Genomic DNA, 10,837 nt, shown 5'->3' with positions numbered 1-10,837 from the left:
TTTTATCTACGAAAATCGAGATATATCTACGAATTTGCTGATTTTATCTACGAAAATCGAGATATATCTGCATAATCAAATTTGAGTAACTAATGTGTACGATCGGGATATTATTCACCAATGCATACATCACGATGATTTAGAACGGCACCTTCAACACAATTACAAGAATGTAACCTTATGTATATATTATCATTAAATGTATTTTCTGGATTGCAAAACCCAATAAATGATTCGTTTTTTCCAAGTATGATATGTGATGGATAGGAGTCTCCCTCCTTGCGTTCCATTACACTGTGCGTGAAAACGAAAATGGAGTATCCATTGCTTACACCTACAGTTTTGGGAATTGTATTTTATCCGGAACATTCCAATACACCATGAAATCGAGCCTGCGTAAAAGCAAAAAGGTTTCGGAATGAGACCATTCCGAAACCCTTTTGTCGTTTAATTCAGTTGGGATTTATGCCATTTCCATGCGCTTTCAATGATTTCTTCCAAGTCTATGGCTGCTTTCCAGCCTAGGTCTTCGTATATTTTAGCAGCGGAAGCGACAAGTCGTGCTGGATCTCCGGGGCGACGGTCTGCATATTCGATGTTCGGTTTCACGCCTGTGACTTTTTCACATGTGTCGATCACATCTTTCACCGAAAAACCTTTTCCGTTGCCAAGGTTGTAGGTTGCCGTGCTCTTTTTCCCGGACAATAGTGCTTGGAGCGCTATTATATGGGCTTTGGCTAGATCGGTTACATGAATATAGTCGCGAATGCACGTACCATCTTGTGTGTCATAGTCTGTACCAAACACGGAAATCTTCTCGCGCTGACCTAATAAATGCTGCAGAATGATTGGGATCAGATGTGTTTCCGGATCATGGCTTTCTCCGATTTCCGTTGACTCATGTGCCCCAGCTGCATTGAAATATCGCAAAACAACATAGCGGAGGCCATAGGCTTGTGCGAAGTCACCTAAGATTTGCTCCACCATTAATTTGGAACGACCGTATGGGTTGATCGGAGCAGTTGGCTGATCCTCATCGATCATATCTACATTTGGTATCCCATAAGTTGCCGCTGTTGATGAAAAAATGAAATTCTTCACATCATGCTTGAGCATTGTATTCAATAACGTAAGGGTTGCTCCCACATTATTTTCATAGTATTTATATGGGTCTTGTACCGATTCCCCCACCAAGCTATTAGCAGCGAAATGCATGACCGCTTCAATCGGATATTTGCTGAATATTTCATTCAAAACTTCTTCGTCCCCTAAATTCCCTTCCACCAAGGTGGCCTTCGAATCAACCAATGAACGAAAACCGGTTGAAAGGTTATCCAAGATGACAACCTCTTTTTCATTCACCAATTCTTTTACAAGATGACTTCCAATATAACCTGCACCGCCAACGACCAAAATCACATTACATTTCCCCTTTCGAAACTGCTTTCTTTGACTTAGGCTGTTTTCGCATACTTTGTTGCTATTCACCAAGTAATGCGGTGTGGTTGATTTCCCCTCCAGTGGGCGGATGAGCCTCCTCGGCGTGAACGCCTGTGCGGTCTCTCACCTGTTTCGCTGCTCCAATCAACCTTAATCGTTTCATTATATAAACAACAAACTTTACGAAAAGAGCCTTGCATTAACTTCTGATTAGGTTTTATCTGCCTCATTTGGTGAGAAGTACCTGCTTTCATTTTATAGGCATTTCTTGAAGGTTTCCATGGCTAATTCATTATATTGACGGTAATTAAATTTTTCCAGATTCGAATTAGCATTATTCGCCATCGTCGCTAACCCATTTTCAAGTCCATTTATGCTGTTTTCAACAAGCAGCCCATATTTCCCGTTTTCCAGAACGGTCCGGTTCGCGACTATATCCGTAGCCATGATTTTCATTCCTAACGTCATTGCCTCCAATAAAACCATAGGCTGTCCTTCATAATGTGAGGACAGAACGAAGCAGTCACATTTTTCCATGAATGAAAAGGGATTTTCGAGCTGACCCAAGAGGTGGATGCTATGATTCAATTCCAGTTCATCAATGATGGCCTGTAGGTCTCCCCTTAAAGGACCTTGACCTAAAATATACAGTTTGCTGTTTTTGTGATTTTCATGGAAACTCGCGAAGGCACGAATCAAATTATCCTGGCCTTTTTCCGGTGACAGCCTCCCCATATTGACAAAATTATAATCATTTTCATTAGGATATGGGATGAATTGATTATTCACTTCCAATCCATGGACTTCCTGTACGATTAACGCCTGCTTATCCAACCAGCCTAACGATTTCCCGTCCTTCACCATATGATTATACGTCCCAAGCTGAGTAACGGCTTCTTTGTCGAATTCAACAAGGCACCCATCAAAAGTCGGGCCTTCCGGAACGACCATCGCATCCAATAATCCATACGGCTTTGTAAAGATATTATAATTCCCTAGCTTGATTTCGGCCGTTCCACGCACTTCGCGTTCTTTTAACACGACAGGCTCTTCGATCATTTCAAACGCATTTGTATTTAGCCAGCCTATTTTCTTATTGTCCATTTCGAAAAGGTAGTAGCCGCCTTTTCTTGTTCTGTTGTATTTGGTGATCTTCACGGTTTGGCCCTCGAATTCCGTTGCCTTGGCCACCCTTTTGGCCTTGTAATTCGGATATGCCTTCGTCCAGATCGTGTGGTCTTCGGGGATCGTTATTTTCCCATACTTCTGTGCACTCGTATTTACTTCCTTCAGTGTCCGATTATCAATGTTAGCAAGGAATTTTTTATGTTTTTTATAGTTTCGCGCTAGCACGTACTTTCGTTTCAACATGATTTGCAGCTTGTCCACTTCACTCATGTCTTCAGTGATCGTGCACGCTTCAAGCATCGTTAAAGCTGAATTATCGATCCAACCGATTTCGGTCTGGTTTATTGATATTCTGCTATAAATCGAATGCTGTGTTTTTACTTCCTTATCTATATTTACGAGGATGCCTTTAAAGTCATGACTGCCGGAAACCTTGTATGTTCCTTCAACTTTGTAGGGCAGCGACCAGATGAAGTTGCCTCTTGGCCTAACGAGTTTTGCGATTTTATCAAGTTCCTTTTCGTAAATGATGCTGTCCGGCAAAAACTCTACAGCCTCTTCGTTGATCCAGCCAATGATTTGATTATTGAAGCTGAATTTATAATAGGTCGCTTCATTACCGTTGGCCTTTCTCGAAATCATGATTTCAGCCGCTTCCAATCCATCATCCAGAGGGAATTGAAACGCCTTCGCATTCCCAGGAAGGGTATTCCAGGCATGATGGCTCCTGACGTCCCTTAATATCGCTCGTGCCTTGAAATTTTCCGTCGCAATCGAAGAAGAACCTTCGCCATTTCCGGCCAATTCAGTTTCTTCTGTATTGATTTGAAGGATTTTCTCAGGATTGATGGAATTCATGACATAATCGAATTTCTCAAAGTCTGCATACTGAAGAAGGTTCTTTCGGTTCAATTCCATTGTTCCTTCAGATACACTGACGAGCTTATCGAATCGATGATAAACCGAAAAAAGCCCTCTCAGGTTAATACGGTGAGGCCGCCTTCCATTAATCACCCGCTCACTATCGGAAAGCAAGTCATTATGCATATAACAAACTTTCTTTTTTGCATCTGCAGCTAGGAGGAACTTTGCCCAATAATGGCTGTATCCACTAAAATCAATGACATAGTCGAATTGGGTTTTCCCGAATAAACGGGCATGTTCCCTGATATATGCATCCTCCGGGTAAAGCTTTTTCCCCAGTGCCCCTCTTTCCCCCCTGTTATGAATGAATTTATCCTTGTACACTTCCCCCAATTTATATACAGGCAAGCCTGGTTTAAAGAGAAAACGAACATTTTCATTTACTTTGTTCAAGTTTTTCAAAGCTTCCTGCGAGTTGGGAGTCGCGGTAAAACAGGTGACATCATACTTCTCATAATCAATATTGTTCATCAAGTTGATGAAGGAGGATGTGATCCCGTTATCTTTCATACCGCCCGGATAAATCAGGATTTTTTCCTTTGTGGAATCGAGACCGGTAATGGTGTTGAGTTGTTTCGTAGATTTATTGAATAGATGAAGCACAATTCTCTCTGTGACATTCCCATCCTCATAATTCGTGAAACGTTGCTGCATTTTAGTATATTTATTGGCATAGCTCTTTTTCACCTGTTCAATATCCTTTATGGCCTGCACCAATTCCTTTGCATTGAAAAGCATCGGTCCAGGAAGTTCGTCATTTTTAAGATACTGGCCTCTTTGCTCCGAATATACATCCGTATCCCACGTGTAAAACAGGATCGGCTTATTGGTTACAAGGTAATCGAAGAAAATGCTAGAGTAATCCGTGATAAGCAAATCGACTGCAGCGAGTAATTCATTCGTATCTACATGATCTGGAACTAATCTGTCCTTGATATCCTCATGCTTGGCGGCTTCTTTATATAGAAAAGGGTGGACCTTAATCAATATATTATATTGTTCTCCAACTTGAGCTCCTAGATAATTCATATCGGCAATGATCTGAAGGATATCGTTATCCACTTTGGCAAGGTTCGTTCCTTTCCATGTAGGAGCATATAAAATATTCTTCTTGCCATCTTGAAGGGCCAAACCAAGTGTCCTTAAATATCCCTTATACTCTTCTCTGTTCGTATTCAGGGTCAAATCAATCCGCGGATATCCTTCTTCAATAATTTCCCCTTTAAACAAGCCGTTCAATTTATAGCTTTTCGTATACATATTCGTCGTATGGGCATTGGGGCTCAAAATATAATCAGCACTCAAAAAATTCCTGACCACGTTTTGGGAAACAGATGGGTTTCCTGGGATATCGAAGCCCATACTCTTAAGCGGTGTCCCATGCCATGTATTAATATAAACTTGATCGTTTTTTGGAATGAAAAAAGGCTGAAATGTCGAATTATTGATTAAATACTCACTTGTCGCCAACCATTTTAAATATTCCTTTGAATTACGTTGAACAAATGTAACGTTAGACATATCCTTATACTTCGCTATCACACCAGAGAGCGCATTAAAATCCTGAATCGACCAAATATGCGTATAATCCTTGAAGTCTTGATTGCCTAGCATATAGGTAAACATCGCATATGGACTGTCGGTTATACTGTTTCCATCGCGGCTCTCATATAAAATCGTGTTCTTTTCCACGGTCAATTTTTCATAATAATTCGCATATGTGATGACACGCTTATGATTTTCCTTTAAGAAGAAATTAGTAACAGGTTGTATAAGGAAATTAGCTCTTCTTTTTAGTACCTTCTTATTCACTTAACAGGCAACCCCTTTTATTAATTGTCATTCAACAGCCAAAATAATATTTCCAACTATCAGAAACAATAAAAATGATGCGTATCCGATAGTCGGGGTGACGCGTAAAAGGCATCTTAACGCATTTCAAATTTTCCACAACGGTTCCCATAGGATTAATTCGATCCACTTTAATAAACTGAATATTCAAATTACTATAACGGTGATATGGGACCGCAAAAAAACTGGACAAGGAGAAAAAAGCCTATCATAGCTGGCTTTACCTTACATGTATGAAAGGATTATTTGATTGCCGACTTATGCAGCTTAAGTATATTTTCCAATTCTTTTATGATATCGTCCTTCAATTCAGGTCGCTGCAGGGCAAATTCAATGGTCGTTTTCACAAAGCCATCCACAACTCCGACATCATAGCGTTTTCCTTCAAAATCGTAGGCGAATACTTTTTGGATTTCATTCAATTTTTGGATCGCATCCGTCAACTGGATTTCGCCGCCGGCTCCTGTTTCTTGCTTAGCCAAGATATCGAATATTTCAGGAGTTAGGATATATCTTCCCATGATGGCCAAATTGGATGGTGCGGTTCCTTGTTTCGGTTTTTCAACGAAACGGTTCACTTCGTACCTTCTTCCTTGCTGTGTAACCGGGTCAATAACTCCATACCGGTGTGTTTCGTTTTCATCTACTGGCTGCACACCAATGATGGACGAGCCCGTTGCATCATACTCGTTAATCAACTGGCGTAAGGAAGGCACTTCGCTTTGTACGATGTCATCACCTAAAAGGACGGCAAATGGTTCATCTCCAATAAAGTTACGTGCACACCATACAGCATGTCCAAGACCTTTAGGCTCTTTTTGCCTAATGTAATGGATATTCGCTAGATTAGAAGGATATTGAACCTTCTCCAATAAATCGAATTTTTCTTTTTCCCGCAAATTATTCTCTAGTTCATAGGCATTATCGAAGTGATCTTCAATCGCACGTTTATTCTTCCCTGTGACGATGATGATATCTTCAATTCCAGATTTCACGGCTTCTTCTAAAATATATTGAATGGTTGGCTTGTCCACTATCGGCAGCATTTCTTTTGGCATTGCCTTCGTAGCAGGCAAAAACCTAGTTCCCAATCCCGCAGCAGGTATTATCGCCTTTTTAACATTCTTCATTGATTGATAGTCCTCCCTTTTAACATATCCATAGTACTAACTATTATTGTATAATCCGAAATCCATAGCACCATCTAGTATTATTGAATCATATACCCATAGTAACATAGTCTCGTTCTCTATTAATAATAAAATTTACCAATCGTTTCATTATATACCTATTTCCACAAAAATTGAACCTAACAAAAACCAAAAAAACCTGTAATTATATAATTACCCGTTATTTGGTATTCACCTTCACTGCTTCGTTGATATATTCTGATTTCCGTCGATATAAGTGCCATTTTCGTTGATATATTTCGTTTTTCGTCGATATAAGTGCAAGTTCCGTTGATATATTTCGTTTTTCGTCGATATAAGTGCCATTTTCGTTGATATATTTTGATTTCCGTTGATATAAGTGCAAGTTCCGTTGATATATTTCGTTTTTCGTCGATATAACCTGATTTTCATCATTTTTTTTAAATTCCCGTTTGTTTTCGGCAATAAAAAAAACACTATTCTCTGTAGGATTGACCCACAAAGAATAGTGTAGTTTATGCGTTCTTTTGATTTCTGACCATCAGCAGTGCCATACATATTGTAATGAGTGTAAATGCGATAAAGGCCAAAAACGGAATTGTGATGAATCCTAACCAGTTGATATAATCGACTGAGCAAGGGACACCGCTTTGGCACATTTCGAACTGCTGCAGTGCTGGGATCTTCTGCAGGCAATAGTGATATCCTGAAACAAGCATCCCCAAAATCGACAAGGGGAGGATGTATCGATGGATTTTCAAGTCTTGCTCGTAAAAGGCCCGGCCTAATAATATGACGAGTGGATACATCAGGATTCTTTGGTACCAACAAAAGGTACAAGGCACATAATGCAGGATTTCACTAAAATAGAGACTTCCAGCAGTAGCCATGATGGATAGTATCCAAGCGAATAATAGCTGCTTGTTCATCTACTATTTCTCCTTCGCTGCTTCATCAACCATTTTCTCTAAATCATCTATCGTATTTCCCTCAAACTTCTTGCCATTAACGAATAAGGATGGTGTTCCAGTTACACCCAATTCATCGGCTGTTTTCATATCTTTGTTCCAGTGTTCTTCGGATTTGCCTTCTTTAAAAGAGGCAACCACCTTTTTCACTTCAGCTTCATTGGCGATTTCCGACAATGTTTCTTCTAAGAATTTGTCGGTGAATATGTCTTCTTTTTCATATTTTGGATCATCTGGCTGCTTACTGAATAACAGCTCATGGAATTTCCAAAACGTATCATTCCCCAATTCCTGATAAACGCTCTCAGCAAATTTAGCGGATCTGGTTGAATCGACGTTAATGAATGAAAAATTCATGAAATAAAATTGCGCTTTACCAGTATCGACCAACTCACTTTTGATCGATGGAAAGAATTTCTCCTCGAATGTCTTACACACGGGACATTTATAATCACCGAATTCAACAATTTGCACAGGGGCTTTTTCATCTCCCAAATAGGGCTGTGATTTATAATCCATTTCTTTAACAGCGGCAGGATCCTCTTTTTTGCCGTTCGCCAAGAATATAAATCCAATGATGATAACAGCGACTAACCCTATGATCCAAAACGTGAATGCAGAAGATTGTTTTTGATTTTTACTTTTTTTATTAGACATCATGAACCTCCATATCCGTTGTAGTTGTTTAGAATCTCCTTATACAGCCATAGCGGGGCCCTTGGACACCATTCAGGCTGATTTCCGTTCCCCCTTCCCCATTACCGCTTACCTGTAACTGATTGATTTACATGTTATAATATAAGTTTCATGATGAAGGTTTGTCAATTTAACATACCTTTTAATTTTGCCAAAAATGGCAGCGAAGTGCGTAATGTTGATTACGACTTGTAACTACTTGAATTACATGTTAATTAATTTATACTATAGAGGAATTGGAATTTAAAGGAGAGAAAAAGATGTCCATCAGTACCCGTTTTTCCGTAGGGATCCATATATTATCTCTTTTAGAGTTAAATAAAGAAAGCGTGAACACTTCCGATTATATGGCAAAGAGCGTCAACACCAACCCCGCCTTGATTAGGAAAATTACCGGGATGCTCAAGATGGCAGGCTTGGTGAATGTACGGCCTGGCATTGCGGGAGCGACCTTGGCAAAGGGGTTGTCCGATATGACTTTACTCGATGTTTATCACGCTGTTAACGTGACCTCCGATAAGGAGCTATTTGGCATTCATGAAAATCCTAACCCAGCATGCCCTGTTGGCAGAAATATACAGAGCTCATTAGAACCGATTTTTTCGGTTGCTGAACTAGCCTTGGAAAAAGCATTGGGCGCAGTTACGATCGAGGATGTCGTTAAGGAGATTATCGAAAAAGATAAACGAAGCAACTCCAGAAAAGATTCGGCGATTTAACTGCTTCTCATCCATCCTATATGAGGCAAAAACACATGAGGCCGGCTCATGTGTTTTTTGATGGTTCTATTTATATTTAGGAATTTCAATCGTCAGTTTATAGGAATCTAATAAACTATACAAATTATAAATCTGTTTCACTTGTTTCGTTGCCCAGCCAATATCGGTGGCATACTGGTGTGAAGCATAGCCATATTTCTCTGCCGCGGTAGGGTTCCATCTCATTTTGTAAAGTGTGTCCTGCCCTGCGGAGATATAGCCTTTGGCGATGAACTCGGCGCCGCCGATAATGGCCGCTTCCGGAGTGAACCAGCCAGCTTTATAGGCATATTGAGCACCGCTGCTTACCGCTGAACCGTCATATGCTCCAACTCCATACATATTGTAGACCGTTCTCCCATTCACCTTCACTCCAGTTGCCAACGGCGAAGTGCCATTACCCGTCTCCAGCAGGGCGTGAGAAATTAAATAAATCTCATTCACTCCATACTTCGTCCCCGCCGAAGTGAAGGTCGCCGCCTGACCTTGTAGAATGCCCTTGCCTGAAAGGATTCTGGCATTCACTTCGGAAACATTCATATTGGCAACTTGTGACAGCTTGACGAATTGGTATGATAGGACTGGATCATTCACAAAATTATTAGGATTAAGATTATATTCCACATCTTTTGAACTAGCATTGACCCATGTTTTGTTATAACTCACTTCGTACCAATAGTACCCGTCAGAGCCTTTGACTTTTGACTTGATAGTCAATGATTGATTATTGCTTACATCACCGACTACCCAATAATTAGGGCCTGCTCCGCCCCTTACGCGCCAACCGGTACCTTTAACGGTCCCCGTTTTTGAATTGATGAGACTCAAGCCATCCTCACGTATGTAGGTATTGTACGCTTTATCCGTTTGCGCTTTTGCCGCCATTTGAATTTGAACCATCTCGTCCATTGTAAGGTTGTAATTTTTATCGATCCTGATGATCGATTCATTGGGACTGCCCGGAACGGCTGGTGCCTTGGCTGTTAAGTATTTCGTACTGACATAACCCGTTTTACCATTAGCGGTGATCCTTGACCAGCCGCCAGACTCGGAATACACGGTTACGGCCGTTTTATCTACAAGCTTGGTAATGATTGAAGCGGACAATGATGCTGCTGAGCGCATATTTAAACTGGAACCGTCAATCACATTTACATATTTGGTAAGCGTCTTTCCTGGTTCGGGGTTTTCCGGTGTTGCACCAGGCTTCGAGGGGGATAAGTATTTCGTGCTGACGTAACCTTCCCCGCCATATGCTTTAATTTTTGACCAGCCATTCGATTCCGAGATAACTTCCACCTCGACACCCCTCGCCAATTTCACGATGACCGAAGCGTTTTCTGCTGGCTTATTCCGCATATTGAGCGTTCCCGAATTAACATTAACATATTTTGTTATTTTTACTGGAGTCGATGGTTTGGAATCCGTTACCGGCTTTGTTGCCGATAAATATTTGGTACTGACATGACCATCCTTTCCGTTCGCCTTGACCTTCGCCCAGCCCTTCGTTTCCGAATACACGGTTACCGGCGTGCCTTTTGATAGCTTGGCGACGATGCTTGCCGTTTCACTTCCGCTTTTCCGCATGATGAGCGTACTTGCATTCACGTATTTCGTTGTCGTTTTATTAGGGGCAGCTGGCTTCGGATCGGTTACCGGCTGTTTCAAGGACAAATATTTCGTGCTGACATACCCGTCTTTTCCGTTGNCCCAGCCCTTCGATTCCGAATACACCGTCACCTTCGTCCCTTTCGAAAGCCTCGTGACTATGCTTGAACGATCCGTCCGGCTTTTCCGCATATTGAGCGTACTTGCATTCACGTATTTCGTCACCGTCTTATTAGGAGCAGCTGGCTTTGGATTGGTTACCGGCTGTTTCAAGGACAAATATTTCGTGCTGACATACCCGTCTTTTCCGTTC

The 10,837-nt window shown here is 41.0% G+C and carries 7 protein-coding genes and 1 pseudogene; 1 reads left to right on the top strand and 7 read right to left on the bottom strand.

Features of this window, described 5'->3' with window-relative positions:
- Window positions 1-447: 447 nt before the first annotated feature.
- The 5 genes from galE to ASU00_RS14725 form a co-directional block, all read right to left on the bottom strand.
- A complete protein-coding gene (galE, locus tag ASU00_RS14750) occupies window positions 448-1,419 on the bottom strand; it encodes a UDP-glucose 4-epimerase GalE (protein WP_057914233.1) in 972 nt (323 codons plus the stop codon).
- A 276-nt stretch (window positions 1,420-1,695) separates the two neighbouring features.
- Window positions 1,696-5,304 (bottom strand): CDP-glycerol glycerophosphotransferase family protein, encoded by a 3,609-nt coding sequence (locus tag ASU00_RS14745; protein WP_057914232.1) that lies wholly within the window; start codon window positions 5,302-5,304, stop codon window positions 1,696-1,698.
- Window positions 5,305-5,585: 281 nt separating this feature from the next.
- Window positions 5,586-6,473, bottom strand: a complete 888-nt coding sequence (gene galU / locus ASU00_RS14740; protein ID WP_057914231.1) for a UTP--glucose-1-phosphate uridylyltransferase GalU — start codon at window positions 6,471-6,473, stop codon at window positions 5,586-5,588.
- 536 nt (window positions 6,474-7,009) lie between these two features.
- On the bottom strand, window positions 7,010-7,423 hold the full coding sequence (locus tag ASU00_RS14730; protein WP_057914229.1) for a disulfide oxidoreductase: 414 nt from the start codon (window positions 7,421-7,423) through the stop codon (window positions 7,010-7,012).
- 3 nt (window positions 7,424-7,426) lie between these two features.
- Window positions 7,427-8,119 carry a DsbA family protein gene (locus ASU00_RS14725; RefSeq protein WP_057914228.1) on the bottom strand — a complete coding sequence of 231 codons (693 nt, stop codon included), beginning with the start codon at window positions 8,117-8,119 and terminating at the stop codon, window positions 7,427-7,429.
- A 299-nt stretch (window positions 8,120-8,418) separates the two neighbouring features.
- Between ASU00_RS14725 and ASU00_RS14720 the strand changes: the two genes are divergently transcribed.
- Window positions 8,419-8,877, top strand: a complete 459-nt coding sequence (locus ASU00_RS14720; RefSeq protein WP_057914227.1) for an Rrf2 family transcriptional regulator — start codon at window positions 8,419-8,421, stop codon at window positions 8,875-8,877.
- Between the two features lie 66 nt (window positions 8,878-8,943).
- On the opposite strand, the pseudogene ASU00_RS14715 reads toward ASU00_RS14720, so the two are convergent.
- Window positions 8,944-10,624, bottom strand: a pseudogene (locus tag ASU00_RS14715) (SH3 domain-containing protein); the annotation flags it as partial.
- A gap of 1 nt (window position 10,625) precedes the next feature.
- The coding region (locus tag ASU00_RS27090) for a hypothetical protein (protein ID WP_330219547.1) at window positions 10,626-10,716 on the bottom strand (91 nt) is incomplete at its 3' end.
- Window positions 10,717-10,837 lie beyond the last annotated feature (121 nt).

Source organism: Peribacillus muralis (genome assembly GCF_001439925.1).
In the GTDB taxonomy this organism is placed as follows: domain Bacteria; phylum Bacillota; class Bacilli; order Bacillales; family DSM-1321; genus Peribacillus; species Peribacillus muralis.
The sequence above is the reverse complement of the archived record's forward strand: the minus strand, read 5'-3'. Positions and strand labels throughout refer to the sequence as shown.

Coding starts and splice junctions, on each gene's coding strand:
- galU (WP_057914231.1), bottom strand. CDS start 6,473: ATGAAGAATGTTAAAAAGGCGATAATACCTGCTGCGGGATTGGGAACT.
- ASU00_RS14730 (WP_057914229.1), bottom strand. CDS start 7,423: ATGAACAAGCAGCTATTATTCGCTTGGATACTATCCATCATGGCTACT.
- ASU00_RS14725 (WP_057914228.1), bottom strand. CDS start 8,119: ATGTCTAATAAAAAAAGTAAAAATCAAAAACAATCTTCTGCATTCACG.
- ASU00_RS14720 (WP_057914227.1), top strand. CDS start 8,419: ATGTCCATCAGTACCCGTTTTTCCGTAGGGATCCATATATTATCTCTT.